The sequence below is a fragment of the Blautia faecis genome (assembly GCF_020554845.1).
In the GTDB taxonomy this organism is placed as follows: Bacteria; Bacillota; Clostridia; order Lachnospirales; family Lachnospiraceae; genus Blautia_A; species Blautia_A faecis.
Genome location: NZ_JAJCIA010000003.1, coordinates 1 through 26078, shown reverse-complemented (window position 1 = coordinate 26078; position 26078 = coordinate 1). Strand labels below are relative to the sequence as shown.

The 26078-nt window shown below is 39.3% G+C and carries 28 protein-coding genes, 3 pseudogenes and 1 riboswitch; of the genes and pseudogenes, 5 read left to right on the top strand and 26 right to left on the bottom strand.

Annotation, left to right across the window (positions count from 1 at the left end):
• Window positions 1-28: 28 nt before the first annotated feature.
• The 17 genes and pseudogenes from LIZ66_RS20325 to LIZ66_RS18940 all read right to left on the bottom strand — a co-directional run bounded on the left by LIZ66_RS20325 (window position 29) and on the right by LIZ66_RS18940 (window position 15187).
• On the bottom strand, window positions 29-367 hold the full coding sequence (locus tag LIZ66_RS20325; protein ID WP_330663529.1) for a hypothetical protein: 339 nt from the start codon (window positions 365-367) through the stop codon (window positions 29-31).
• Window positions 368-938: 571 nt separating this feature from the next.
• Complete coding sequence (locus LIZ66_RS02230; protein WP_119241833.1) at window positions 939-2087, bottom strand: SLC13 family permease; 1149 nt, start codon at window positions 2085-2087, stop codon at window positions 939-941.
• A 208-nt stretch (window positions 2088-2295) separates the two neighbouring features.
• A pseudogene (locus LIZ66_RS02225) lies at window positions 2296-3268 on the bottom strand (tyrosine-type recombinase/integrase).
• Between the two features lies 1 nt (window position 3269).
• Window positions 3270-4229 carry a helix-turn-helix domain-containing protein gene (locus tag LIZ66_RS02220; protein ID WP_227200177.1) on the bottom strand — a complete coding sequence of 320 codons (960 nt, stop codon included), beginning with the start codon at window positions 4227-4229 and terminating at the stop codon, window positions 3270-3272.
• Window positions 4230-4324: 95 nt separating this feature from the next.
• Window positions 4325-4501 carry a helix-turn-helix domain-containing protein gene (locus tag LIZ66_RS02215; protein WP_117768279.1) on the bottom strand — a complete coding sequence of 59 codons (177 nt, stop codon included), beginning with the start codon at window positions 4499-4501 and terminating at the stop codon, window positions 4325-4327.
• Window positions 4502-4591: 90 nt separating this feature from the next.
• Window positions 4592-5143, bottom strand: a complete 552-nt coding sequence (locus LIZ66_RS02210) for a sigma-70 family RNA polymerase sigma factor (protein WP_227200178.1) — start codon at window positions 5141-5143, stop codon at window positions 4592-4594.
• Window positions 5144-5458: 315 nt separating this feature from the next.
• Window positions 5459-5773: a type II toxin-antitoxin system RelE/ParE family toxin gene (locus LIZ66_RS02205; RefSeq protein WP_118577834.1), complete on the bottom strand. Its 315-nt coding sequence runs from the start codon at window positions 5771-5773 to the stop codon at window positions 5459-5461.
• Window positions 5763-6056 carry a type II toxin-antitoxin system RelB/DinJ family antitoxin gene (locus LIZ66_RS02200; protein WP_195379373.1) on the bottom strand — a complete coding sequence of 98 codons (294 nt, stop codon included), beginning with the start codon at window positions 6054-6056 and terminating at the stop codon, window positions 5763-5765. The genes LIZ66_RS02205 and LIZ66_RS02200 overlap by 11 nt, the downstream gene beginning before the upstream one ends.
• Before the next feature lie 308 nt (window positions 6057-6364).
• Complete coding sequence (locus LIZ66_RS02195; protein WP_059086556.1) at window positions 6365-6727, bottom strand: YccF domain-containing protein; 363 nt, start codon at window positions 6725-6727, stop codon at window positions 6365-6367.
• Between the two features lie 26 nt (window positions 6728-6753).
• On the bottom strand, window positions 6754-6972 hold the full coding sequence (locus tag LIZ66_RS02190; RefSeq protein ID WP_118577832.1) for an aspartate dehydrogenase: 219 nt from the start codon (window positions 6970-6972) through the stop codon (window positions 6754-6756).
• Window positions 6973-7011: 39 nt separating this feature from the next.
• On the bottom strand, window positions 7012-7482 hold the full coding sequence (locus LIZ66_RS02185) for an LURP-one-related/scramblase family protein (RefSeq protein ID WP_173716680.1): 471 nt from the start codon (window positions 7480-7482) through the stop codon (window positions 7012-7014).
• A gap of 39 nt (window positions 7483-7521) precedes the next feature.
• Window positions 7522-8148, bottom strand: a complete 627-nt coding sequence (locus tag LIZ66_RS02180) for a GNAT family N-acetyltransferase (RefSeq protein ID WP_306797052.1) — start codon at window positions 8146-8148, stop codon at window positions 7522-7524.
• 286 nt (window positions 8149-8434) lie between these two features.
• Window positions 8435-8614: pseudogene (locus LIZ66_RS20320) on the bottom strand (IS91 family transposase); the annotation flags it as partial.
• A complete protein-coding gene (locus LIZ66_RS02175; RefSeq protein ID WP_227199271.1) occupies window positions 8544-8741 on the bottom strand; it encodes a phage integrase N-terminal SAM-like domain-containing protein in 198 nt (65 codons plus the stop codon). The gene LIZ66_RS02175 and the pseudogene LIZ66_RS20320, both read right to left, overlap by 71 nt.
• 636 nt (window positions 8742-9377) lie before the next feature.
• Window positions 9378-11573, bottom strand: coding sequence for an ATP-binding protein (locus LIZ66_RS02170; protein ID WP_173719345.1), 2196 nt, complete (start codon window positions 11571-11573; stop codon window positions 9378-9380).
• 80 nt (window positions 11574-11653) lie between these two features.
• Window positions 11654-14527 carry a response regulator gene (locus tag LIZ66_RS02165; RefSeq protein WP_227200180.1) on the bottom strand — a complete coding sequence of 958 codons (2874 nt, stop codon included), beginning with the start codon at window positions 14525-14527 and terminating at the stop codon, window positions 11654-11656.
• Window positions 14528-14690: 163 nt separating this feature from the next.
• Window positions 14691-14766, bottom strand: a riboswitch (cyclic di-GMP riboswitch).
• 250 nt (window positions 14767-15016) lie between these two features.
• Window positions 15017-15187, bottom strand: coding sequence for a helix-turn-helix domain-containing protein (locus LIZ66_RS18940; RefSeq protein WP_227200182.1), 171 nt, complete (start codon window positions 15185-15187; stop codon window positions 15017-15019).
• Here LIZ66_RS18940 and LIZ66_RS02155 point away from each other — a divergent pair.
• The gene (locus tag LIZ66_RS02155) at window positions 15181-15447 is read left to right on the top strand and encodes a helix-turn-helix domain-containing protein (RefSeq protein ID WP_227200184.1); all 267 of its coding nucleotides are present in this window, start codon (window positions 15181-15183) and stop codon (window positions 15445-15447) included. The genes LIZ66_RS18940 and LIZ66_RS02155 overlap by 7 nt on opposite strands.
• A gap of 103 nt (window positions 15448-15550) precedes the next feature.
• On the opposite strand, the gene LIZ66_RS02150 is transcribed toward LIZ66_RS02155, so the two are convergent.
• The 5 genes and pseudogenes from LIZ66_RS02150 to LIZ66_RS02130 form a co-directional block, all read right to left on the bottom strand.
• Window positions 15551-16804, bottom strand: coding sequence for an ATP-binding protein (locus tag LIZ66_RS02150; RefSeq protein WP_227200186.1), 1254 nt, complete (start codon window positions 16802-16804; stop codon window positions 15551-15553).
• Window positions 16805-17128: 324 nt separating this feature from the next.
• A pseudogene (locus LIZ66_RS18935) lies at window positions 17129-17723 on the bottom strand (flavodoxin family protein).
• Between the two features lie 238 nt (window positions 17724-17961).
• Window positions 17962-18504 carry a flavodoxin family protein gene (locus LIZ66_RS02140; RefSeq protein ID WP_117497759.1) on the bottom strand — a complete coding sequence of 181 codons (543 nt, stop codon included), beginning with the start codon at window positions 18502-18504 and terminating at the stop codon, window positions 17962-17964.
• A gap of 2 nt (window positions 18505-18506) precedes the next feature.
• Window positions 18507-19097, bottom strand: a complete 591-nt coding sequence (locus LIZ66_RS02135; protein WP_117835391.1) for a sugar O-acetyltransferase — start codon at window positions 19095-19097, stop codon at window positions 18507-18509.
• A 2-nt stretch (window positions 19098-19099) separates the two neighbouring features.
• Window positions 19100-20098 carry an alpha/beta hydrolase gene (locus LIZ66_RS02130; protein WP_173716686.1) on the bottom strand — a complete coding sequence of 333 codons (999 nt, stop codon included), beginning with the start codon at window positions 20096-20098 and terminating at the stop codon, window positions 19100-19102.
• A 119-nt stretch (window positions 20099-20217) separates the two neighbouring features.
• On the opposite strand from LIZ66_RS02130, the gene LIZ66_RS02125 reads away from it, so the two are divergent.
• Window positions 20218-20655 (top strand): MerR family transcriptional regulator, encoded by a 438-nt coding sequence (locus tag LIZ66_RS02125; protein WP_055154026.1) that lies wholly within the window; start codon window positions 20218-20220, stop codon window positions 20653-20655.
• A 27-nt stretch (window positions 20656-20682) separates the two neighbouring features.
• Here LIZ66_RS02125 and LIZ66_RS02120 read toward each other — a convergent pair whose 3' ends face one another.
• From LIZ66_RS02120 to LIZ66_RS02110, 3 genes are all read right to left on the bottom strand, one after another.
• Window positions 20683-21285, bottom strand: coding sequence for an alpha/beta hydrolase (locus LIZ66_RS02120; protein ID WP_148463806.1), 603 nt, complete (start codon window positions 21283-21285; stop codon window positions 20683-20685).
• Between the two features lie 26 nt (window positions 21286-21311).
• Complete coding sequence (locus LIZ66_RS02115; RefSeq protein WP_015535374.1) at window positions 21312-21482, bottom strand: hypothetical protein; 171 nt, start codon at window positions 21480-21482, stop codon at window positions 21312-21314.
• 78 nt (window positions 21483-21560) lie between these two features.
• The gene (locus LIZ66_RS02110) at window positions 21561-21950 is read right to left on the bottom strand and encodes a hypothetical protein (RefSeq protein ID WP_148463807.1); all 390 of its coding nucleotides are present in this window, start codon (window positions 21948-21950) and stop codon (window positions 21561-21563) included.
• A gap of 404 nt (window positions 21951-22354) precedes the next feature.
• Between LIZ66_RS02110 and LIZ66_RS18690 the strand changes: the two genes are divergently transcribed.
• From LIZ66_RS18690 to LIZ66_RS02095, 3 genes are all read left to right on the top strand, one after another.
• Window positions 22355-23374: a LacI family DNA-binding transcriptional regulator gene (locus LIZ66_RS18690; protein WP_148463808.1), complete on the top strand. Its 1020-nt coding sequence runs from the start codon at window positions 22355-22357 to the stop codon at window positions 23372-23374.
• A 118-nt stretch (window positions 23375-23492) separates the two neighbouring features.
• Window positions 23493-24791 carry an ABC transporter substrate-binding protein gene (locus LIZ66_RS02100; protein WP_177968725.1) on the top strand — a complete coding sequence of 433 codons (1299 nt, stop codon included), beginning with the start codon at window positions 23493-23495 and terminating at the stop codon, window positions 24789-24791.
• Window positions 24792-24817: 26 nt separating this feature from the next.
• Entirely contained in the window at window positions 24818-25921 is a 1104-nt protein-coding gene (locus LIZ66_RS02095; RefSeq protein WP_148463802.1) for a glycoside hydrolase family 172 protein, read from the top strand.
• Here LIZ66_RS02095 and LIZ66_RS02090 read toward each other — a convergent pair.
• The coding region (locus tag LIZ66_RS02090) for a hypothetical protein (RefSeq protein WP_227200189.1) at window positions 25892-26078 on the bottom strand (187 nt) is incomplete at its 5' end. The genes LIZ66_RS02095 and LIZ66_RS02090 overlap by 30 nt on opposite strands.

The window sequence follows — 26078 nt, the reverse complement described above, 5'->3', positions numbered from 1 at the left end:
TTTATTACACCAGTTTACAACTTTATAATTAATAGACTTGCTGACGAATCAGCTGTTTTAAAGCCTTTGTCATTGCACAATAACAGATATTGATCAGATTTACCAGCATTTCAATACCCTTGCAGCTTCGTACCATATACCTGCAAAGTGACCAGAAGGTTTTCTGCTCATAGTAGCTTGTTTCAATATTCCACCGGAACGAGTACAAAAACAGCGGAATATGTTTCATCCTGTCATTCTTCCATACAGGTATGCAAAGCATAATACTTACAAAGCAGTGTCCATTCAGATAATTGGAACCATTATGTGCGGCATGGTCAAAGAGTTTTGAAACATTCTCAAACCGAGTTCCGGCCTTTGCTACCATGGTATCGTATCATCCACACAAAGAAATATCGGCTGTGTTGCCAGTGAATCCGGTATCATTCTCAAAGCAACTTTAGCTGTGATATTCATAAAGTGGGAATAATCAACTTTTGCATAGGAACATGCGTGGTAAAAGGTATTGAGGGATTTTGTGGTAATCCCAGACAAAAAGTGCTGATATAAAAATCGAATGGAATGTACAGATTCCAATGTTAGTATTGATAAAACGAGTAAAAACAAAGTATCTGCTGTTGGAGCAGAAAAAGTTTCAAAATAAATCAAAAAATATTTGTGAAGTCTACCAGTCAGAGTCTTTTCGTTGTATAATGTCTTTGTCGTACAGGGGCACTTTCCTTTGTAATGTTTTGGAGCAAACTCATTATACATCAGAAAGCCCTGTACGATATTTTTTTATGAAAAAGTTGTAAAGTGGTGTAAAGATTAATGATCTTTGTATTGGCACCGAAAATATATTTATTTCTCCGCAGCTTTTCTTCCAGGATGGGAGAGTGCCGCGGAGAATTTTTTGCGAAGAAAGAATTGCTATAGCTTTTGTATTTCCGGGAAAACCTTTATCTAAGAAAAAAATACAATATTAACATGAATATCATGAATATAATATTGGAGGCTGTGAATATTCCCAAATACTTCCCTCTCAGATTCCTGTTCTCTTTTGCAATATATTTGAAACTTATCAGGCTTGCCATGGATGCAATCAGAGTGCCGAGACCTCCAATATTGGTTCCGACAATTAAAGCCCGGTAATTATCTGTAAAGCCGGATAAAAGAAGCGCAGCGGGAACATTGCTCATAATCTGACTGGCAAGAACAGCAGTAAGTGTTTCCCTTCCTGCCATGATTCTTTCCAGAAAACTGCTGAATTGCGGAATCCTTCCAAGGTTGCCGATAAAAATAAATAATGCGATAAAGGTGGCAAGCAGGGAGTAATCCACCCTGCTTATATTTTCCCTGTTTCTTAGCAGCATATATATAAGAACCAATACAAGAGGAATCTGGTATGGAATGATACGTGCAACAGTGAGCAGGCAGATTGTAAATAAGATCAGGTAAGCGGCCAGGTATTCCATGTTAAGTTCTTTTCTGTCAGAGAATCCCAAAAGAGTTTTATTTTTTTCGGAACCGCATACGTGAGGTGCTTTGGCAGCGGCTACCTGTATCCATATCAGAAGAAGGATAAGTGCTGTGGCGGAATAGGGAAGCATCAGGGTTATTAATTCTGCCGCGGACATCCCTGCTCTGGCATATAGATAAAGGTTCTGCGGATTTCCGATTGGTGTGAGCATGCTTCCGAGATTAGCAGCGATTGTCTGCATGGCTACTATTTTAAGAAGCCAATAATTGCCCAGTTCCTTTGGCAGTTTATGCACAATGATCAGTGCAAGAGGAACAAAAGTAATCAATGCCACATCATTGGTGATCACCATTGACAGGAAGAAACATAAGAGTACCAACAGCCTGATCACACCCACAGTTCCCGATGTTCCCATCAGCAATTTTTTGGCGAGTATATCAAAAACACCAACAGCCTTCAAACCAGCTACAATTGCCATCAAACAGAAGAGGAGCCCGAGAGTCCTGAAATCGATATAAGTAAAATAAGCCTTATCCGGTCTGACCCAGAACATAGAAAGAAGCGCCAGGATCACTGCAATTGACAAAACGGTTTCTTTCCTGAAAAAAACATATAATTTTTGTAACATAATATTTCCTTTCCGGTCTGATACGACCGCGTATAAGTATATCACAGAAACATCCAGAAAAAAAGAATATCATTTTGTATTGTGGATTTCCAGTTTTATCAACTCTTTTTAAATGATGGGGACGATGCCAGTAGAATAGATTTTTTATCATCATTGGTAGCCAACTTGGCTACCATTTCACCACATATAACAATCAAACTCGTACTCTCTATTTTTTCTCCAGGGATTTGGCCAGGGTAGATAAAAGTGCTGCCATTTCCGGATTTGAAAGAACCTTGGCTAATAATTCCGCATCAACATCCGTTGGAAGCTCAACAGTCTTGCCGGCAGCATGGGCATGCATACTCGGATCCAGATCTTTTTTCTCGTAAAAAGCTTCTTCAAAGAGCTCTGCATTCTTCCTGCGGTCGTCATCAATAATATGAGAATACACATCCGTAACCATATTGATCTGTGAATGACCGGAGTCTCCCTGCACGGCCTTCCTCAATCGCCTCATCAGAAATATCAACGCAATCCCAGGTGAGTCCGAGCATTTCTCCCATACGCATAGAACAGGAAAATGCCAGATTTAGAGCCAGCTTCAAGCGCTCATCCTCACAAACTTCCAGTGCATGCATCAGCGTTTCTGCTGTCCAGATCTCACGCTTTGCGCTCTTGTACTTTGGAACAGTTGCATAGATTGCCGGATTTTTCGGCATCAGTTCCCACTTTACCACCTGTTGAAAACAGCTCCGAAGCAGTTTATGGATATCCCGGATCGTTGCCGGTAACACATACTCTGACTACCGTTTTCCGGTGGCCGGATTGACCACAGCCGGAGTCCTGAGCAGTCGCTGATAATACTTTTCGATAAACCTGGTATTGATATTTTCAAGCTTATCCCCGCCAATAATCGGAACGATATAATTATTGATCATACTCACATTTGAAGAATATGTAGACAAAGCCCAGGCCTCTTTTCCGTATAAAGTAATATACTCCTCCATCAAATCTTTTACGGTCTTACAATGAGGCACAACCATTTGCCCCACATCTGCACGATATTCGATTTCTTTTTTACGCTTCTTCGCTTCCTGCATGGTCTTATATGTTTCCCATTTCTGCCTGCGCTTTCCGGTTTTATCCTTATAGCTGTAAACAACACAATATCTTCCATTTCTTTCTACTAATGATGCCATGTTAAACCTCCACTTTCTCTCTGCCTTGCAGCCAACCCTCAAACTCCTGCCTTGGAATTCGAATCGTTTTGCTGCTTTGTACTGCTTCTACTTTTTCTTTTTTAATCCATTTGTGCACGGTTGCCGGATTTACTCCTGCCAGAACTGCTGCCTCATTTACTGTCAGATAAACATCATTTCCTATATTCTTGCTATGACCATCCCGTTCCAGAACCACTCTTCTATAAGCTTCAATCCTGCGATTATCTTCACCCTTCACTGTCTCTGGCATTTCGTCCGATACGACATGATAATCATCCTGGCTACCATACCATTCATAAAAACTCTTCTTTGTCACTCGTCTTCGACCATCAACCTCAATGGTTTTCAGAATCTCTGACTGATTCAGAAGACCATATACAGTAGATCTGGGAACGCCTAATAAGCCGGCCATCTCCGGCATAGCCATGGAGCTTTCTACAATGTCACGAACTTTCTCCCGGTCCTCGGCATTTCGGTACCGTTTCTGACTTCGATACCATTTATCAAATGCTTTTTTTGGGTATCGTTTCCAATAGTTCACCAAAACAAATTCCACACCGGCCTTTTTCATTTTTTCATAAACCAGACCCTCAGATATCTGAAGCATCTCTGCGATATCCCGTGGTGAATAGGAACTTTTCTTCAGTTCCAGTCCTGGCTCTTCTCCTGTGACCTTATGGTATTTCACCTGATTGGCATACCACTTTTCAAAGCTTTCCAACTCCACACGCATTTTGCCAAGGATCACTTCTGTTTTGAAAAAGTTCTTGTGCACCAGCCAGTATCGGTCTGTTTTCTTCAGCCCCAGAAGTCGTCCCATTTCTGGTACGGACATATATTTCTTTTCCAGAGGAGGCTGCCTTTTATATGCGCTCTGGCTTTCTATCTCTTTCACCAGTTCATGGAATTCCTCTTCCTTTGTTAATGGATTGTAATACAACTGTGACACCTCCTACATTACTAACATAACGCATCTGCAGAAAAAGCGTTAGGATGTCATCGTTTACACAAAACAAATCATTCTAAACGCTCTTTCTATTGATGCTGATCCAGCCACTCATCAAAGCTTTTCTTGGAAATACGGTACTTGCCACCGACCATCACCCAACTGAATTTCTTTTTCTTGAGCAGCTCATAAATACACTGTCTGCTTACACCCAAAATCTCCTGCAGTTCTGCTACTGAATAACATCTCTTGTCCATATCTGCCATCTCACTTTCTCTACTTGTTTATTCAGTTTCTAAATACAAAAAACACGGAGAAAGTTTAGGCAAGGAAACAAAAAATTATAAAAATGTTGTTTATCCTTCCATGTACATGTTTCGCATCTTTCTGAGAATCGTATTAAGTCTCTGACTCAGTGCTCCTTTTGTAACACCAAGGATTTCTGCCACATCCTTCTGTTTCATGTCATCAAAATATATCGACTTAATGATGAACTGTTCCTGAAGACTAAGCTTGTCGATCTTTTCATGAAGAATTCTGCTCTCCTCTTTCAGAATCATCATTTCTTCCATGCTCATCTGCGTGTCGTCTGACATATCGGCAATAGAAAGCCCATCGCTGTTGGCACTGAAAGCGCAATCCAGGATTTCACATCTCCTGGTTTTACGCTTCCATTTCTTATCTTTCTGATCCGCAGGCTCCTCTTTCTCTTGTTTATTTTCCAAATCCTGAAAATCTTCCATCTGATCATCTTCTTCTGACTCCGGTGCCCACTTACGGCTACGGTAAATTTCATTTCGATACTCGGCAAACATTGCCATTGCTACTTCCTTGGAGATCTCATAGAATACTCCATCAATCTTTGCATAATATTTTCCTTCGTATTTATATGGATGCTGTACGTACATCTTCTTTTCCTCCTGAATTTGAAATCTTGTTTTCTGTTTCAAATCCAGGGGCGGAGATGCACGTGATCCGCTGATGCATCTGATCATGCCTGATTCCCTTCCCAATCACGCGGTCATAGACAGACCCGTGGCTTTGGCTGGAAATCATTGATTTTCAGGCATCAAAAAAAGCCCCATTGAGTATTTAACCCAATAGAGCTTTAAAAAATTTTATTAAATTGTCCTGCTGATCTTCTACTTCCAGCATAATCATTATATCAGGCGGAAGTATCAGAGGTATCCCAAATACAGGCTATAAAGTATCAATTACGCTTCTTATATCATTTTGTTTTCATAATCTTGTAACTCATGGAAAATATCATCCACATATACAACATCATTTTCTATTCTATATAACATAAAATATCTGTGCTGTTGAAAATTTATTCGACGATATCCCAGACTCTGTAAACGTGGATTGTCGCATACTTTCAAACTACTCGCTACATACTTTAACTTTTTAATAGTATTCTCAAAATCATCAAGCACATTTTTCGCTGCTTGCTTATTTTTCTTAGCGAAAAACAGATACTGTATAAACTGATTCAAGTCTTCTTCTGCTTCAGCTGTTACAACTATTTTATAATCCATATTTTCCTCTTATATCTGAAATCACATCATCTGCATTTCGGTAATTTCCCCTTTTTGAAGATTCTCTGGATTGTTCCAGTCTTTGAAGCATCTCTTCTTCTGTCATAGATGTATAAGGATTATGCACAGTTCGTTTTATTTCAAATGGAAATCCATTATATGCAACCGCCTGCGTTAAAAACATCCTTATTGCTGATGTCGTGTCAGTTCCAAGATCTTTAAAAAGCTGATCTGATTTATTTTTCAAATCATCGTCTACCCTGATCTGAATTGTACTTGCCATTTTAGATACCTCCTTTTTTCTTCATTATAATGCTATTTCATTACTAATTCAATACAATTGTATTGATATTTCACTTATTTCTTTGCACTTATCTAAGATAGTAGGTATGGAATCTTAGATTACAATTGAGGTAGGTACAATAAAAATACAATCGGCACAACTTTTTCTTTCTGTACTCATTCAGTTCCTGACGTCCAATGATTGGGATGCCAGGATAACCACCTGTCTGTGTCCTGATTGCCGGAGAGCTTGTCTGGGTGCACAATTCCGATTTATCCAATTAAACAAATTCTTTTTTATTTTTTCTTTTATCCTATCACACTCGCACCAAATGGCATGAAAGAGAGTCTTGCCATCTTGAAAAACTGCTTTCCAAATGGAATTCCAACTATCGTAATACACCATATACAACCAACTATCAGGTTTCCAAGTGCCATTTCCCATCCAAAAAATATAATCCATATAAGATTTACCAGAAACGAAAACATGCCATTTCCATATACGATTTCTTTTCCAAACGGCCAGAATGCCAGGGTTGCAAATTTAAAGCATTGCAGACCTACCGGAATTCCAATAATTGTAATACACCATATGCATCCTGCAAAAATCCATGCCAGTCCACCCAGTAATCCTCCAAATATAAACCAAAGAATATTACCTATAGTTCTCATGACAATACATCCTCCTTATCCAATGTTTAATATTCTTTTGCAATTTCCTCTGTTATCTCATATATCTCTTTAAATTTTTCTAAGTCCTCCGGCGATCTGATCAGCATGATTTCTTCGATTTTTCCGGTCCGTATGTCTTTGAACCCTGCTACTTCTTCTCCGGTACAAATACTTGCACGAATAACTGGTTTCATATGTTCTCGGTCATATGTTTTTTTCATGATTTTCTTTTTGAATAATCCCATACTTCATCCTCCGAATAATTACAGTAACAAGATCAACTATTAATTTCTGGAACATTTTTCTGCATCGATTGCCAGTACAAACATCAGCGCATCCAACGCATTTCCTGGATCCTGCACATCAATAACATATGTATCAGTCATATGAAACAGTTCTTTACTAACCCGTGCAATTGAATAACCGCTTCGATCAAGAATGCTATAGTTCCATTCCATAATGGTTCCATCAATATGCCATCCATTGTAATCAATATTATAATGTGGCGTCAGGAATGAGAATTCTTTGCTCAGGCATCCAATATAACTGCCATTTTTATAAATCTCAAATTTAGGAAGAAAAGTAAGTACTTTCTGAACAACCATTCCTACTTCATTTCCATAGGCATCATAAATTACAAGTTTATGTCCCCAGGACAACTGACCTTTTACTACATAAACAGTGTTGCCTGCTTCATCATAAATATCATAGCTGTCAAACCATGAAAATAGCCTTTGTTTAAATAATAACTTCATAACTTTTCACCGCTCTCTCCAACAGATATAATTGGTTCTTTACACTTCTTCGATATTGGCTACGTGGATTTTTCCATCAGGTTGTGTATGGCTTTTCCATTGTTCTTTTGTTATGACATTTGTATGGCCAACTCTTACCTCATTAAGCAATGGTACTGGAACCTCATCGCAAGTATGATGATAAATAAATCCAAGTTTCTCCTGTACTCTTTTGGACTTTTTATTTCCGTCATAATAGCCACACCATATTGTAGTCATTTCAAGCGTTTCAAATCCTCGTTTCATAAGCGCATATGCCGCTTCTGGCATATACCCTCTGCCCCAGAATGGTTCTCCCAACCAGTAACCAAGTTCACATTCATCATCTCTATCTGTCATATCTGTATGTCCGTTTAGTTTTAGTTCAACAGCTCCTATTGCAACATTATTCTCTTTTTCACAGATTGCATAGCATTCTGCTCCGGTGAAAATATTGTCAATAACATATTTACTTGATTCGATATCCTTGTGAGGAGGCCATCCGGCAATTGGCCCTACTTTTGGATTTTTTGCATAAGTAAACAAACTTTCTGCATCATCTTGCGTCCACTTTCTTAAAATTAATCTTTCAGTTTCTAGTATCATTTTAAAATATATCCCTTCAGTATTCAATTTCGATTTATCCAATTAAGACAATTCTTTAGGTTAGAATCGATGATGGAGTAAACGAAAAAGCAGTTTTGACATTTCAGTGAACTGCCCCTTCGTTTACTCCATTTTCGATTTGACCTAATTGAACAAAGTGAGCGTCCGAGTAGCTACTACCTATGGACTTTTAATCTTTTGTTCTTATCCATGATTATACAGGATTTCCTGTGCAGACGCTACAGAAATCAAGAATTTTCAGATAAATAGGTATAACAATTAAACCTCAGGATTTTGAGGCTTAGAAAACATATAAAAGATTTGGATTTTAACACCTTTGCGGTATTCTCAGTTGTGGTTTTCCAAGATGTCCACCGCAGGATTTACATACATAGATGTTTATCCCGTATAGCTGTTTCAATATTTCTGGCATCTCCTTATCCCTGAGCTTTGAAAGATATTTTTTGCATCCGAGGAGATTCCGGCATAAAGTGAGCTTTTTGTGTCTCTTCAGGATTCTTATTCTGATATTTCAGAAAATAAGAGACATAGTTTTTATAGCAGTTGATGGAACGTTCTTTAAGGTTACGGATTTTTCCGGCTTCCTCAAGCTGTTCTAAATATTTTTCATACATAATAAAATCCTCCATATAAAATCAGTAGTTATCCGGAACACTGCTTTATATGGAGGTGCATTTTGGTCATAAAACCGCTTGCCAACCAAGCGGAAGGGTGGTATTCTTTTCATAGGCAGTGGGAAGGTCGATCCTGTTTGATTGTTTCGTTGTGGTGACTTAACAATACTACTTTTAGGACTTGCTTTCCACTGTTTTGTTATAGAAAAAAGAAAATCGCTATGCCATAGCCTTGGTAGGCCATCGCGCAGCGATTTTGTTCAATTTATGTTTGCAGGTTTGGGAGAGATTGTTTCTTTTCCCGCCTTTTCTCTGATTTACATCCCCGAATAAGGGGTGACAACAGAGCGGAACTCAAATGTTAGCTGGACTTTTTCTCACATGCTCTGATTTGATCTCATATATAAATCCAGCAGAGATTTTGCTCTCCACCGGTCTGCTTTTATCCTAATTATGTTCCCCTTGCATTGATTTTGCTAATAATGTCAGACAGGGATAGTCCACAGCTGGAAATTAGTTTTTCATTTAAGTAATTATTTCAGTCCCAAAAAGACATATGAATTTTCACAGCCTGCTTCTTCTAAGGAATTAAAAAACAGACCATATAACAACTTTATATGCTCTGTCTTTTTATTCCTACAAATCTTCGTGCAGTTTTACATCGCTATTATCTGCCATGCATTGTTTCAAGGCAATGATCATTTTTTCCGCATCCAGTGGCTTTGCAAGATGAACATTCATTCCAGCCAGCCGGCTGTTGATAATGTCTTCTGCAAAAGAATTCGCGGACATTGCAATGATCGGAACCCTCCTGGCATCCCTTCTTTTCATTTCCCTGATTGTCCTTGCCGCATCCAGACCATTCATCCTCGGCATCATAATATCCATATAAATTACCCCAAAATAATCCGGTGCAGATTTCTCGAAGATTTCAACTGCTTCCTGCCCGTCTACTGCACATGTAACTTCCATACCGCTGTCTTCCAGTATACATCTGGAAATTTCCATGTTCAACTCATTGTCTTCCACAACCAATGCCCGCATGCCTTCTACCGAATAATCATCAAGGCTTACTGGCTTATCTGATAAATTACTGTTTTTATCCTGTGTGCCAATTTTGAACGGAATTTTTACAATAACTGTTGTCCCGACACCTGCTTTGCTCTTCAGTTCAATACTTCCATCCATTCTGTCCACGAGTTGCTTCGTAATTGCAAGCCCCAGTCCGGTGCCTTCATACCTGGATCTGCTTGTCTCGCTTTCCTGAGAGAACATATCAAAAGCATGTGCAATAAAATCTTCACTCATACCCACCCCCTGGTCTTTACAGTAGAAAGTGAAATTTGCTCTGTCATCATCCAGAGTTTCTTCCTTAACCCCCAACGTGAGCACACTACCCGACTGACTGAATTTTATGGCATTGTCCATAATATTCGACAGAATCCTTCCAAGATATACCGGGTTTCCAACCAGAGTGCTGTGACTGTATGTACCATTTTTCCAGTCAATCTCATACCGGATGCCTTTCTTGGCAGCCCGCTCATCATAAATCTGATTCAGTTCCTGCAGTACCTCTGTCAGATCAAATAAAAGCTGCTGGTCCTTCAAATCCCCGCTCTGTAGTTTATTCATATCCAACACATCATTTACCAGAGACACCAGATATTTCAGGGATTCCATTACCTTTTCTCTGATCTTCTGCTGCATCTGTGGATCATCTGCGTACTGATTTCCCATATTTACCATACCGATAATACCGTTCAGTGGTGTACGGATATCATGACTCATCGTTGCCAGAAACCTTGTTTTCATTTCGGCTTCCCGCTTTGCTGCTTCCGCAGCAAAGTTAAGATCCTCTTCACGTCTCTTGGAATCGCTGATACTACGGACTGTACATAAAACATGGGTTACATTTCCAGACTCATCCCGTTTTTTTACAGTAAAAAGCATCCTGTGCCAACTGCCATCACACATTCTGTATTCTGTAGAAATATATTCTTCCGTCTTCAATCTTGCTGAAAGTGTAGAGACATCCAGAAATGGACGGATCAGCGAACGGTATTCAGATGCAACCATTGTATCACAAAGCTGATACAGTTTCTCCGATGCACTGCCTCTGTTTCCTGTCAGTTTGTGTATTTCACTGTCATTTGATATCTCTTCAAAAAAATCTTTCTGCACATCAATCCTGTAGATAGAACAGTAACTCTTAGCAATTGCTGAGATTATTTCATTACTCAGCCGTGCTTCATCCAGTGCCTGCTTTAATTGATTCTGGATCGTAGTTTCTTTTTCCATGATATCATCAATATGCCGAAAACCCACCAGTGCGAAAAAATGTTTCTCATCCTCGTATATTTTGGCTGCCTGTGCCTCAAAAAATTCATGCTGGTTCGGATTCGGTTTACTTCTATAATGGTATGTAATGCGCTCCTTCCGGGAAAGCTGTTCCTTTAGATGCCCTGTCGAAATCCAGTCCTTAAATTCCTGTCTTTCTTTCTCATACAGATATTGAACCGCATATTGGTCAGCAGAAGAATTGAAATTATCACCCTGTTTCAGATTCATTTTTTTTACGTTGGTTCCATCGTTTATATGGAGAATTTCAAAGGAACCGGTATTTAATTCAACATAATAGACAGCCGTAAAATCTGCACATATCTTATCCAAAAGCCGTCTTTCCGCCATCTGTTCTTCCAACGTACTTTTCAGTTTTCTGTTCCTCATATGTACCATTACAGTCAGGATAAGAAGCAGAACGATCAGCACAGTTATAAAAACCAAAACAGTCACAGACTGCGGTTGCTTCGGAAATAAATTAATTTCTGTCATAACAAAATCCTCTCTCTATGTTTCCTGTCTGCTTTTCCCATGCATCTGGAAGGCTCCTGATTGCTGCGGTTGCCTCATAATCATTTATGACAGGCATTTTGCTTTCTCAACTCTTCGCTTATGGTCTGCTTAATTTTTTCCGCATCCAGCGGCTTTGCAAGATGTGCGTTCATTCCTGCTTCCATACACTTTTCTGCATCTTCCCTAAATACATTTGCAGTCATAGCAATGATAGGGATTATTTTTGCATCCTGCCGTTCCAGGTCTCTTATTGTTCTTGCAGCAGTAAGACCATCCATCACCGGCATCATAACATCCATTAAAATAACATCGTATGTTCCCGGTTCGGAAGCTTCAAAATGCTGAACAGCTTCTAACCCATTGTTCACTGTTTCTACTTTAGCCCCATTTTCCGTCAGCATAAATTCTGCTATTTCCACATTCAGCTCATTATCTTCAACCAGCAATACCCGGATATCTGATATATCTGCATCAAAATCTTCTTTTTCTTCTGGCCGTGCATTCGTATCAATTTTAAATGGAAGTATTACAGTAAAACAGCTTCCTTCACCAAGCTTGCTTTCAACTGTTATGGTTCCGCCCATCTTTTCTACAAGTTGTTTCACAATAGGCATTCCCAGACCTGTCCCATTATAATCAGAACGTGGGGAATTGTCTGCCTGTACAAATGGAGTAAACAATTCATTTTTTATAAATTCTTCTGACATTCCAATTCCATTATCTTTTATTTTAAATTCACATGTCATGTGATCTTCTAATCTTTCAATCGTTCTCATACTCATGTAAATAAAACCATTCACCTTATTGTACTTCATACTGTTTGTAAACAGATTCATCAATATTTTTTTCAGATGAACTGCATTGCTCCAAACATATATACCACTGTAATCATCATGTTCTCCTATAACATGAAGTCCTTTTTCTTCTGCCTGAAAAGATAGTGACTCCGTGATTTCCTGACATACCTGGTCCAGATTGATGGATTCATCACTAAAAACCACTGTATCTGATTCTAACTTTGCCATATCTAAAACATCATTTATCAATGATAGTAGCAGTTTCGATGACTCATGTATTTTATTCATGCAATCCTTTGCCCGCTCAGCATCATTTCCGCTTTTCTCAAGAATCGTAAGCATGCCAATAATACCATTGATCGGTGTTCTGATATCATGAGACATATTATTTAAAAAGGAGCTCTTAGCCTTATTGGCACTCTGCGCTTCTGCAAGTGCATTATGTAATTCCTGCTGTTTTTCTTCAAGTTCCTGATTCAGTTTTAATGCCTGTTCAGCAGATTTCTTGGATCTTTCCTCCGCACGTTTTGACTTCTTCCAAGAACGAAGAATGATACACAGAACAACGAAAAAAGAAATTCCAACGATAAGTGAAACTGTCAGTAAATTATCCTGAATAAAATCCCTCGCTGTAACTTTTCGTGAGGAAGCATTATACGAAACTACTGCACCTGAAAATTGAGTTGTAGGCATAGATGTCAGTGTTTTATTCAGAATGGACAAAAGAACCGGTTCTCCCTGCTGAATAGCAAATGGAACATCAGCTTCTTTTGTCAGGAAAACACTATGAAGCTTATTATTTTTCAAATAGTCTGAAACAGTACCTGAATTGCTTACAATACAATCCGTCTCCCCTTTCTGCATTGCTTTTACTGCTGCATCTGATGTTTCATATTCCACAACCTTCCATTGCGGATAATTGTATGAAAGATATGCTTTCAATACAAAATCATCTTTTTCAACAGCAACTATATTCTCTTTATTTTCATCAAAAGAATCCTTTGCCGTAATTGCTGCCATATTGAGAGTCAATAGCGTATCCGACAAAGCAAATCCATTTGTTTCTGCAAAGTATGGATTCTGGTTTGCATGAAAAATCAGGTCTATTTTTCCATCCAGCAATGCCTGAAGCAGTTCACTTCTTGTCTCATATCCATTTAATTCAAATTCCAGAGTCTGACCTTGCAGACAATTTTCTGCAAGATCCACATAATCTGTAATAACACCTGTCAGTTTACCTGTTGATGGATCTACACTGCTGATACCTCCATCCTGATTCAGATACCCTATCCGGATTGCACCATGCTGCCCGATCCACTCACTTTCTTCTTTTGAAAGAAACGAGCTGCTCTGTGCAGAAAGATAACGCCTGTAGAGATCATCTGTGTAAAATGGGTTGTCATCCTTGATTCTGCGCATAGCACTATCCAGTGCTTCTTTGATATCCGGACGTTCTGGATTTATAGCGAAATAGATTTCTGTCTCTCCAATACTTGTAAGCGGTGAAATATCCGATTCTTCCCAACGGGATTCTTCTACCGAAACGAAGCAGTCAATTTCATGTTTCGACAGTTTGTCCATAACTTCTGCGGTATTAGAAACATTGACATGCTGCATATGCAGACCATACTTTAACTCCCATTCGTTAAGCACATCCTCCGTTATATTATCTTTAAACACACCAATATTTTTTCCCTCAAAAGAATCCAGATTTCCTGCTGTAAGATCCATATTGGATGCATCCGTATAGATGTAATATTTCTCTTCCCCCATAGGCATATCGGAAAAAAGCATATTTTCAGCACGTTCGTCTGTATAGGAAATGTCACCAAGAATATCAATCTCTCCATTTTCCAACTGTGTAAAGCAGTTTTTCCAATCACTTGTTATGTATTTATATGTCCATCCTGCATAACCTGCAATATCTTGAAGATACTCATAACCATAGCCGCTTCTTTCTCCCTTTTCATTGACGGTATTATAAGTTTCTTCAAAAGATCCTACCCGGATAACATTGTCAGAGTTTTCTTTGGCAAATGTAGGAACGGATAAAACAATAAAACATATAATTGTGCAAAATATAATGTAACAAAATTTGAAATTCATTATATTCTGTACTAATTTGCACTTCTTCATCTTTCTCCCCTCCTCTAGGCTACAGTTGCTTGCTTCCAGATTTTAATTTTACATTCATTAATTGTCAATAACCTCCCCGCTATTTTTCCAAACAGCTTCTGTATTACTTATTCAAGTGCTCTACCATAAAAAAGCACTGCCAAACAGACAGTGCAACCTCATTTCATGCAACTGGCTGCCATTTTACAGGCCCTATAGCTTTGCGTCCCAAACTTTCATCTGGTTTGCCGATTTCCTTATTATAGCTTTAATACTTATGCAAAAAAACTGATTTCATTATACTTTAATGCTCTAGTATACACAAGAAAACATTACCGTTTTAACGACAAAAATAAAAAAAGAACAGCCGATACATATACTCGAACTGTTCTTCTACTTCCGAAGACCACGCAGCATTGACATCACTGTTTCCTGCTCATTTGTACTCAGATTATTCCATATCCTTAAAACTTCTTTCTGTTTTTCTGTCAGATTCTCTGAATTACCTTCCTAAAAAAACTGTGATAATGTCACGCCCAAAGCTGTACATATTTTTTCAAGTGTGATCAGCGACGGCAGGTTTTCCTGCGCCATGATTCTTCCCAGTGATGACTGGGAAATTCCAAATACACATAAGCATGATACAATAGAGGCATGCTGAAGGAGGATCTCATATGGCAAAGCAACATGACAAACAATTTAAACTTGATGCAGTCCAGTACTATCAGGATCACAAAGATCTCGGAGTACGTGGATGTGCAGAAAATCTTGGCATCGGATACAGCACATTAACAAAATGGCTGAAAGACTTCCGGGAATCAGGTGATATTCCTGTTCGTGGTTCTGGTAATTATGCATCTGATGTTCTCACTATCGGAATCGTACTCTGTCTGTTCTACATAATCTGCGGAACAGTCTCGTTTATACGGATAAAAAAATAAACTGAGCCACGGCTGTTCCAACATGAAATCAGCCGTGGCCTTATTTATATCATTTCACTCTTTTTTGAAATAGAACAACACCACAGCAACAACTCAAATCGACTTAAAATTCCAGACTATTCGCATTCAGCAAGAAATACTTCATTCCCATGATGACAAAACCTTCATCATTTCTCCAAGGCTTTTTGCTGCCATTTACAATGACGATCTTCTTGAAAGAGTCCGGGATATTACGCAGAGAATTGAACTCCTGCGTCTGTTTTTCTTCCGAAGTCATGTCATATGCAACCTGGATATAGTATCTCTGGTTTCCTTGATTCACCACAAAGTCAACCTCCAACTGCTCGCGAACACGTTTGCCCTCTTTATCCTTATCGAAGATATCCACGACACCCACATCAACATTGTAGCCACGGATCAGCAGCTCGTTATAAACAATGTTCTCCATGATATGAGTAGGTTCCTGCTGTCTGAAATTCAGACGTGCATTTCTCAGTCCCAGATCAGTAAAGTAGTATTTCAGATTTGCACCGATATACTTTCTGCCCTTAATATCGTATCGGCTTGCCTTGGAAATCAAAAAGGCATCTGTCAAATGATCGATATGCTTGGAGATGGTTTTATTAGCATAAGTCATCTGGCGCTCACTGGCAAAGGTATTGGCAATCTTTGAAGGGTTGGTCGGTGCGCCGATTGCAGATGCAAGCACATCAACCAGAATCCCAATCTCATCCACGTTCTGAATCTTATTTCTTTCAATAACATCCTTCAGATAGACATTTGCAAAGATGTTCTTCAGATAGTCCGCTTTCTGTCGTTCGCTCTGGAAACTTACGATCTGCGGCAATCCTCCGTAGATCATGTAGTCATCCCAGGCATCATCATAATCGCCGTCATAGACAGAATAAAACTCTGCAAAGGAGAGAGGATAGATTCTAATCTCATCACCTCTGCCACGGAACTCGGTCACAATGTCGCTGGACAGAAACTTGGAATTACTTCCGGTGACATACACATCAATATTGCTCATGCGGAGCAGGCTGTTCAGCACTTCCTCAAATTGTGGCATGAACTGCACTTCATCCAAAAGGAGATAATACTTCCCGTCGTCTTTCATGGCATCCTTGATGTACTTGAAGCATACCTTGGGATCTCTTAATTCCTCGTTCTCAATACCATCCAATGCAATTTCAATAATATGATCAACATCAACGCCGTTCTCCAGTAAGTATCTCTTAAAGATGGTAAACAGCAAAAAGGATTTGCCACATCTACGAATGCCGGTAATCACCTTTATCATTCCATTATCTTTTCGCTCGATCAGCTGCTGTAGGTAAGTGTCTCTTTTAATCTCCATCGTTACACTCCCCATTTCCGTGCATCTACACATTTTTTAGTAATGAGATTCTATCACAGAACGACCTGAATTTCAATATGTATTCCCATTTTATGTGCATCTACACACTTTTATGTAATGTTGATAAATATATTTTCAGATTTTTTTGATTGCAGTGTCTATAATCGATTACTCCAATCATTATTATAGGTAAACAACAAAAAGGAAATTCACTCCTGTTGCTAATCTGTTACTGGAAGAAATAAAAAAGATCATCGTTTTACCATAATCGTGAAACGATGACCTTTTTGTGATTTGAACACAGCAAGACAAACTGGAATTGTACTACCGAATAAAATTAGTCAGTACTTTTTCTTCTGTATCGGGCATTTCAATCCCTTGCTTTTTTCCAAGTGCAATACATTTTAATAACCATGCCATATTATTAGCAAGTGTTCTCATTGTCTGCATTCCCTCTAAATCCTGTCTCACATCATCAGGTGTAAATCCGTGTACCCGATTCCAATACTGCGATGAAACAACAGGCATACTATTCATCGTAAAGTATTTGTTTAACTGATCAAAGGTTGCTGATGCTCCACCACGTCTACAGCTAACAACAGCAGCACCAAGTTTTCCCTCAAACTTACCACTTCCTGCAAAAAATGCCCAATCAAGAAATGATGTAATCTGTCCACTTGCCCCCGCATAATAGACTGGAGAACCTAATACGATTCCATCTATTTCTGGTAGCTTTGCAATGAATTCATTAACACGATCATCGACAAAACATTTCCCGCTTTTTTCAGGCGATACAACCTGCTATTGGCTTTACACCTAAATACATAATCTCTGTTTTAATTCCATTTGCCTCAAGGGTATCTGCAACTTCTTTTAATGCTGTGTATGTGCACCCTTCCTTGTGGGGACTTCCATTTATCCATAGTACTTAACAAACTTTCTGAAAACGAAAATGAATGATATATTTGGTGGCTACACCCCAAGCCCCTGTAGAATCAATAATGCCGGCACTGGATGCCAAAATCCCGCACCGGCATTATTAATTGTAATTCTTTTTTCTACTCAAATAAATTTGTCGGTAATTTCTTTTTCTCTACATCCTACAAGCCCAAGTAAAACTAACATATAAAGACCAAATAATAGTACTCTTTTCAAACTTATAATTCCTTTCCAAGTTCATATGCTTTCTTCATCACATCCACATGGCTTGCAGCTGTATTTGCAGCATCAATTCCACCGCCACTTACGATGCCTTTTAAGGAAGCCTTTTCAAAACAATCTGCCCAGCCTTGCAGACCATTGTAGGCTTTTTCAAATGTACTTTCATCATTCTCAGCGGCAGTTGCAATCATATAAATATCTCTGAATGAATAATCTGTCGAATACAAAGGATTCAATCTATCAAGAAGTGTTTTCATCTGACCGCACATCTCATAGTAATAAATTGGTGTTGCATAGACAATGACCTCCGCATCCTTTACCTTTGCCATAATATCTGCAACATCATCCTTCAATACACATATTCCAGTCTTCTGACAGGATAGACACCCGACACAATATTTTATATCTTTTCCTTTCAAAGAAAGAAGTTCCACATCATGCCCAGCTTCTTTTGCTCCCTTTGCACACTCCTTTGCGAGTACATAAGAATTGCTGCCTCCTCGAAAACTTGTAGATATGATCAATACTTTTTTTGCCACAATTAAATTTCTCCTTTTTCAGCGTCTTTTTTAACCTTACGTATAACTTTCGCAGGCACTCCTGCCGCAATCATATTGGCCGGAACATCTTTTGTTACAACTGCTCCGGCTGCAATGATCGAACCTTTACCAATCGTAACCCCTGGAAGAACCGTTACATTTGCTCCAATCCATACATTTTTTTCAATATGAATCGGCTGAAATATCATACCAGCTCTTTTCTCAGGATCTTCCATATGATTGATTGTTGCCAGTACTGCATTATGTCCAATCAGGACTCCATCCTCTATATAAATACCACCCTGATCCTGAAACTTACATCCTGCATTAATAAAAACATTATTACCTATATGGATATTTCGCCCACAATCCGTATAAAACGGAGGAAACATTCCAAAACTCTCATCTATTTTCTGCCCGGTAAGTTCTGACATAAGCTGTACAATTTCTTCTTTTGTATGATATTTGTTATTCAGCTCCATCGTTATTTTTAATGCCCTTTGAGACAGCTCATGCATGATCAGATGGTCTTCACTTCCACCGTCTACAGTATATCCGGGCTTCATATTACTCAAATATTCTTCAAATGTCATGATTAACCAACCCCGTTTTCTTTAAAAAATTTCTGGATTTTATCAAATGGGATTACATCCAGATTATCGTAAAGATCTGTATGAACAGCCCCTGGAATTGTCAGCAGCTCTTTATTGGATGTGTACTTGCTGTCCTTGATCATATTTTCATAAGCATCTTTTCCAAAATAATAACTGTGCGCTTTTTCTCCATGAACGATAAGGACTGCACTTCTGATTTCATTACAGTACTTTAATATTGGCTGATTCATAAATGACATACATCCAATACTGTTCCAGCCCCCATTGGAATTCAGGCTCCTTTTATGATAACATCTGCCTTTATAATACTCACTATAATCTTTTACGAAGAGAGGGGCATCTTCGGGAACCGGAAGTGGAACACAACCACCGCTTCTGGAATACTCGCCTTTACGGTATTCTTGTGTTCTGAGGGCATTCAGTGACTGTTTCTTTGCATAACGTGCTTCTTCACTGTCCTCAGAATCAAAGTACCCATTTGCATTTACCCTTGTCATATCATACATGGTAGATGCTACAGTTGCTTTTATTCTTATATCCAATGCAGTTGCGTTAAGAGCCATTCCACCCCATCCGCAGATTCCAATGATTCCTATTTTATCCGTATCCACATCTTCCCGAACAGAAAGAAAATCAACAGCAGCCATGAAATCTTCTGTATTAATATCCGGAGAGGCCATGAATCTTGGATTTCCTCCACTTTCCCCCGTAAAAGAAGGATCAAATGCAATCGTTAAATATCCTTTTTCAGCCATCGTCTGCGCATATAATCCAGAACACTGTTCTTTGACTGCACCAAATGGTCCGCTTACGGCAATCGCAGGATATTTCCCTGACACATTTTTCGGTTTATACAAATCTGCAGCAAGTGTGATTCCATAACGATTTACAAATGTCACTTTCTTATGGTCTACTTTTTCACTCTGTGGAAAAGTTTTATCCCATTCAGATACCAGCTTTAATTCTTCTGTTTTTAACATATTTAACATCCTCCATATGCAAAATTTCTTGTAATTACACTAACAATAGTATATGATATAAATATCTTACAGTCTAAAGTTAACTTTAGGTCAAGCATAAATTTGAAAGAAGGTTTTTTATGTATACAATCGGTCAGGTCTCTGCAATGTTTAATCTTCCTGTTTCTACATTAAGGTATTATGACAAGGAAGGCTTTTTCCCTAATCTGGAACGCAAGGGAAATATCCGTTATTTCAGCGATAATGAATTAGAAGCACTTCGTATCATTGAATGTCTGAAGAAATCCGGTCTTGAGATAAAAGATATAAAGCAATTTTTTATCTGGGTATCTGAAGGCAGCTCCAGCTATGAAAAAAGGAAAGAATTATTTGAAACCAGAAAATCAGCTGTTGAAACTGAAATTCAGGAACTTCAAAAAACTCTCTCCCTCTTAAAATTCAAGTGCTGGTATTACGAAACAGCAATGAAAGATGGTAACGAAGATGCTATAAATGCCATGTTGCCTGACAAACTTCCAAAAAATATACAGAAACTATATGATAAAGGGCATGACTGATTTTTGCTTTCTCCATCAAACTGGAATTTATTTGGAAGATTTTATTATCCATTCATCAAGAAATTTCATTTGTTCATCCGTATGAAACCAATGCTCTCCATTTTTCATAATAGAAAGTGTTGAATTAGTCCTCTGTACAAATTCAAATATCGTTCCATAAGCGGTAAGATTATCTTTTTCACCATACAAAATGTGCGTTGGGATTTCCCATATAATAGGATTTTCTCTTGCATAGCAAAGATAATCCCATGAAAGAGTCTCTCCAAAGGTTGTCTGAATTTCTTTTTTCTCTTTGAGTTCATCCTCTGTAACATTTGCCCAAATCATCATATCAGCAATAAGCCTTTCCATATCTACAACGGGCGAAATAAAATATGCTTTCTCTATTTGCTGATTTGATAAGGCATTGATAGCAAAATACGCTCCAATGCTATTGGCAATTACTTCAACAGTCTTGTAGTTTCTATAAATTGAATTAAAAAGTAATGGAAATTCTTCTTTTGCTTCCCATGGAAACTGTGCAATATAGTCGAGACCAATCACATCACAATTACTAAAGAGCGGTTTGTAATGAATAGCTTCTTCAGCATTACCACCTTTTCCATGTATATAAATAACTGCTTTATCCACAATAGTTATCCTCCACAAATTCAAATTTAATAGCGCAAAAGGAAATATATGACATACACCCAACTAAGTAATCCATGAAAAATCGCCCAGCCGACAGACTTCCACGTTGTATAACTAATAACCATAGCTAATGCACTTCCAAAAGTTATTCCTGATTTTACCGTTTTCTTGACAGTCATTGATTTATTATCTTCCATGTTTGTTTCCTCCACAAAATACCGATTTGCACTTCAAATCGTTTTCTTTATTCTATCATAGCATCCATTATTCCGCCATCAGTCTTTCCAGGTATCCATGACAATGATAAACTGGCCTGCTCCTGGCAATTCTTGCAGCATTTCATCAAGAGTTTTCTGTTTCACATATTTCTGCACATACACCCAACAGGCAACGCTACTGGCTTCTGATACAATGTCAGCTATGGTTTTGCGCATAAGCTCTTCAAATTCAGCAATTTCTTCTTTTGGGACAACATCATACAGTGTTGGTGCCTGATGACTTAATTTTACTCCATTTTCATTTGCATCTTTAAGCAGATTCTTAACTTTTTCTCTCGAGTTCTCCGGTACTTTCATGTACTCCCAGATAAATGCTACCACATCAGACGGTGTGTCTTTTTTGATTGGTGGTAATTGTATAAAATCATTCTTTTCACTCATTTTCATATCCTCCTCAAGATAAAATAAAATCAATAATAGATGCGAAAGCGATAAGACCCCTTGAAGACGACGAGGTAGATAGGTCAGAGGTGGAAGCACAGCAATGTGTGGAGCTGACTGATACTAATAGGTCGAAGGCTTAACCAAGCCAAAAGCACTTGACAATTGGCAAGTCGAAGACGAAGACAGAGTCTAGTGCGTTGGTTGTTCTGTGAGCGAAGCGAACAGAACTTCCATAACAAGGCAGTCTGGGTAGAAAGATTCGGATGGAAGAAATAAATTTCTGTGTGTGGTTTTGAAGGTATATGAGATAAGAGCCAGGAGCAAAAGCTTCTGGTTTTTTTATTGTCTGGATACAAAAGTTTCTCAAAATCTGTTATAGTAAAAAAAGAAAAGCGGAGGAGGGGAATATGGTGACAATCAAGGAAATTGCAGAGGAACTGGGAGTCAGTACAACTACCGTTTCTAATGTGATCCATGGGAAAACAAGAAAAATGTCAGCAGAAACGAGAAAAAAGATCGAGGAAGCGTTGGTACGTTATCACTATGTTGCCGATTACAGAACGGAAAAAGAGACAGAAGAATTAAAATTTATTCTGGTAAGCTTTTGTCTTGGAACGAAAGAAAATATTCTCATGGATCCTTTTTGTGGAGAAATGCTTGGAACGATTGAAAAAGAACTTCATCTTTATCACAGAAATGTGTGGTACGATTCTTCTTTAAATGAAGACGAACTGATTCGGAAAAGTCAGGCTTTTCAGGTAGAAGGAGTACTGGTTTTGGGACAGAATCCAAAGACCTGTGAGTACTTGTCAAAATGTATGCCAAAACCGGTGGTCTTTATTGATTCAGAGGAAGGGGATTATGATAATGTCAGCGGTCAGAGTGTGGATGGTGCCAGAAGCATGGCAGAGTATCTGCTCAGTCAAGGACATGAAAAAATCGCTTTTTTCTGTGACGAACGGATGGATTATGGAAGTACGAAAGAAAAGCTGCAAGGAGTAAGAGAGGCTTTAGAAGCTGTGGGGAAAAAACTTGAGGAGAAAGATATTTTTGTGGTGCCGGAGGAGCGGCTTCTGCGTTCAGAAATTTTCAGAAGCTTTGTTCCAAGAGCAAAAAAACAGGAATATACGGTAGCTTTTTTCTGCTCGGATTACTATGCCTGTGAGGCTATGGATGTATTCTCTGCGCAGGGATTAAAACTTCCGGAAGAACTTTCTGTGACAGGTTTTGATGATAATCCTCTTGCAAAACTTGTGACGCCCAGGCTGACAACCATCCGTCAGTATCCTTCTCTTCGAGCGAAGGAAGCGGTAAAACTTCTTATGAAAAGGATACGGGGAGAAGCAGTAGCCGTACATAGTTATAGTTTTCCGCTGGAACTGATCGTGAGGGAGAGTGTGAAAAACAGAAACTTTGGGCAGAAGTAACAAAAAGTGGTTTTCATTTTTGTTAAAAGATCTGGTTTTGGAAATAACCGGTTGAATAACCGGAAACAACCATTTAGGCTATATCTCAGCAAAAGAAATTTCCAAGGAGGTTATTCAAATGAAAAAGAAACTGATTTGTGCGTTGATGACAGCTGCAATGGCTGGTTCTCTCGTATCTGGTCTGACTGTGTCTGCAGATTCTGACAGCCAGGTAACGATTTCCCTTTACACCACACTGCCCAACAAGGATGCTCAGTTTGAGCAGTTATGTGAGGAATTTATGGAGGAAAATCCGGATATCAAGGTCAACTATATTGCCTATGACAGCAGTGAGAAACAGAAATGGATGACTCTTTACGCAAGCGGCGATGCGCCAACCATTTCCATCATGGATCCGGTCGATATCCAGCAAAATATTGAGAATATGGCAGCATATGATCTGACAGAAGATTCCTGGATCACGGATCAGGTAGATGAATCCTATCTCGATGTGTTTAAAGGTGAAGACGGAGAACTTTATGCAGTTCCCAACTGTGTGACAGCCATGGGTATCGTTTATAACAAAACCGTCATCGAGAAAGCTACCGGTGAGACTTTCGATCCTTCTACGATCAAGAGTAATGCAGACCTTGAGGCTCTCTGTGAGAAAATTCAGGCAGGCGGCGTGGCTCCGATCATGTTTACCGGTGTGGACTGGTCTTTGGGATCTCACTATCTCAGCCAGGTATTTTCCGGTATTCAGGGAGATACGGAAGCACAGCAGAATTTCATCAACAGTCTGAAGGATGGTTCCGCAGAACTGAAGAGCAACGATGCCTGGAACAGCGTGATGGACACCTTTGATATTATTGCAAAATACAATTATAATGCCAATGACCCGCTGGTTGGAAACACAGATATTGATGGTCAGGCCATTGCAAAAGGTGACGTTGCCATGTGGTTTATGGGTGACTGGGCATGGAATTATATAAAAGATTCTGCTTCCGCAGATGACGAATTCGGTTTAATGCCCTGTCCGCTGACCGGAAAGGAAGAGGATGCGGTAAATACAGAACTTGGCGTTTTCTGTTCCAAAGGTTACTGCATTGATGCAAGCCAGAATTCAGAGGAACAGCAGGAAGCAGGAAAGAAACTGGTAGAATTTTTCTGTGTGGAGAAAGCACAGGAGATGTCCGATCTTCTGGATATGGCATTGCCGTTCAGTAAAGTGGATGTTTCTTATGATAATCCGCTGGTTGCTTCTACTCAGGATTATATTGCAAACGGAGCAGTATCCAGTACCTATGCATTCAGCCGTCTCCTGCCGTCAGATTTCTGGTCAGAAAACGGAGCCGTTATGCAGCAGTATCTTACCGGTATGATGGATCGGGATACAGCAGCTGATGCAATCCAGACCTATTGGCAGAATCAGAAATAAGAGACAGGCAGGAAAAGGAGAAAAACATGCTTCAGTTTACTAATAGCCTGGATTCACTGATGCTTCAGAAAAAGGGAAAGAGCCGTTGTATCAATCAGGAAAATCCGAAAGGTGAAAAGGGAAAAGGCGGAATGGCAGCAGGAAGCCTCGGCGCAGGCAGAAAAGGCTCTCCCTGCATGCAGAAGATCATTCCAGGAGAAACAAGAGTATTGGCTGAAATGGAAGGACCGGGTGTGATACAGCATATCTGGATGACTGTGACAGACCGTACGGAAAAAGATTATTACGTGTTGCGTGATCTGGTTTTGAGGATTTACTGGGACGATGAAGAAGAACCGTCTGTGGAAAGTCCATTGGGAGATTTTTTCTGCTGTGGGTTTGCAAGAGAATGTCTGGTAAATTCGCTCCCGATCGTGGTGAATCCTTCCAGAGGCTTCAATAGTTATTTTCAGATGCCTTTCCGAAAAAAAGCCCGTATTACATTGGAAAACCAGCATGAAGCAGAAGTACCGGCATTTTTCTATCAGGTTGATTATACTCTTTATGATGAGCTTCCGGAGGATATGGCTTATTTCCATGCACAATGGAGACGGGAGCGTCTGACGGAGCTGAAGAAGGACTATACGATTCTGGATGGCGTAAAAGGAAAAGGTCATTACGTTGGTACCTACCTGGCCATTGCAGCCCTGGAACGTTACTGGTGGGGCGAGGGAGAATTAAAGGTTTATCTGGATGGTGATGAAGAATATCCGACCATCTGTGGTACGGGAACAGAGGATTATTTTGGCGGCGCCTGGAGCTTTACAAGAACAGAAAATGGCGTGGCCAAGGAACAGACGTATTGCACACCTTTTATGGGATATCCCTATTATTCCAGAGAAGACGACACAGTCTATAATCCCTATCATATGAATGATACACCAACGGAACGTGGTTTTTACCGTTGGCACATTTTGGATCCGATTCTTTTTGACGAAGACATCCGTGTGACGATCCAGCAGATCGGTGTCTGCCACAAAGGTCTCTTTGAACGGCAGGACGATGTATCCAGTGTTGCTTACTGGTACCAGTCAGAGCCGCATCAGCCTTTTCCGAAATTGTTATCCAAAGAAGAGCGCTGGCCGAGATAAGAATTGATCAGAGATGAAAAAGAGCAGGAACTTTTCCGGGAAAAAGTTTCTGCTCTTTTTCTGTGAATGCAGGCGAAGATATTTGGATTTGATTTTAAATACTGTCAAGCGTTTTTGAAAATGTCCTAAAATAATTGAAGTATTAGCCCCGGCTTTT

Coding starts and splice junctions, on each gene's coding strand:
- LIZ66_RS20325 (WP_330663529.1), bottom strand. CDS start 367: ATGGTAGCAAAGGCCGGAACTCGGTTTGAGAATGTTTCAAAACTCTTT.
- LIZ66_RS02230 (WP_119241833.1), bottom strand. CDS start 2,087: ATGTTACAAAAATTATATGTTTTTTTCAGGAAAGAAACCGTTTTGTCA.
- LIZ66_RS02215 (WP_117768279.1), bottom strand. CDS start 4,501: ATGGCAGATATGGACAAGAGATGTTATTCAGTAGCAGAACTGCAGGAG.
- LIZ66_RS02210 (WP_227200178.1), bottom strand. CDS start 5,143: ATGTACGTACAGCATCCATATAAATACGAAGGAAAATATTATGCAAAG.
- LIZ66_RS02205 (WP_118577834.1), bottom strand. CDS start 5,773: ATGGATTATAAAATAGTTGTAACAGCTGAAGCAGAAGAAGACTTGAAT.
- LIZ66_RS02200 (WP_195379373.1), bottom strand. CDS start 6,056: ATGGCAAGTACAATTCAGATCAGGGTAGACGATGATTTGAAAAATAAA.
- LIZ66_RS02195 (WP_059086556.1), bottom strand. CDS start 6,727: ATGAGAACTATAGGTAATATTCTTTGGTTTATATTTGGAGGATTACTG.
- LIZ66_RS02190 (WP_118577832.1), bottom strand. CDS start 6,972: ATGGGATTATTCAAAAAGAAAATCATGAAAAAAACATATGACCGAGAA.
- LIZ66_RS02185 (WP_173716680.1), bottom strand. CDS start 7,482: ATGAAGTTATTATTTAAACAAAGGCTATTTTCATGGTTTGACAGCTAT.
- LIZ66_RS02175 (WP_227199271.1), bottom strand. CDS start 8,741: ATGTATGAAAAATATTTAGAACAGCTTGAGGAAGCCGGAAAAATCCGT.
- LIZ66_RS02170 (WP_173719345.1), bottom strand. CDS start 11,573: ATGACAGAAATTAATTTATTTCCGAAGCAACCGCAGTCTGTGACTGTT.
- LIZ66_RS02165 (WP_227200180.1), bottom strand. CDS start 14,527: ATGAAGAAGTGCAAATTAGTACAGAATATAATGAATTTCAAATTTTGT.
- LIZ66_RS02155 (WP_227200184.1), top strand. CDS start 15,181: ATGGCAAAGCAACATGACAAACAATTTAAACTTGATGCAGTCCAGTAC.
- LIZ66_RS02150 (WP_227200186.1), bottom strand. CDS start 16,804: ATGGAGATTAAAAGAGACACTTACCTACAGCAGCTGATCGAGCGAAAA.
- LIZ66_RS02135 (WP_117835391.1), bottom strand. CDS start 19,097: ATGACATTTGAAGAATATTTGAGTAATATGAAGCCCGGATATACTGTA.
- LIZ66_RS02130 (WP_173716686.1), bottom strand. CDS start 20,098: ATGTTAAAAACAGAAGAATTAAAGCTGGTATCTGAATGGGATAAAACT.
- LIZ66_RS02125 (WP_055154026.1), top strand. CDS start 20,218: ATGTATACAATCGGTCAGGTCTCTGCAATGTTTAATCTTCCTGTTTCT.
- LIZ66_RS02115 (WP_015535374.1), bottom strand. CDS start 21,482: ATGGAAGATAATAAATCAATGACTGTCAAGAAAACGGTAAAATCAGGA.
- LIZ66_RS02110 (WP_148463807.1), bottom strand. CDS start 21,950: ATGAAAATGAGTGAAAAGAATGATTTTATACAATTACCACCAATCAAA.
- LIZ66_RS18690 (WP_148463808.1), top strand. CDS start 22,355: ATGGTGACAATCAAGGAAATTGCAGAGGAACTGGGAGTCAGTACAACT.
- LIZ66_RS02100 (WP_177968725.1), top strand. CDS start 23,493: ATGAAAAAGAAACTGATTTGTGCGTTGATGACAGCTGCAATGGCTGGT.
- LIZ66_RS02095 (WP_148463802.1), top strand. CDS start 24,818: ATGCTTCAGTTTACTAATAGCCTGGATTCACTGATGCTTCAGAAAAAG.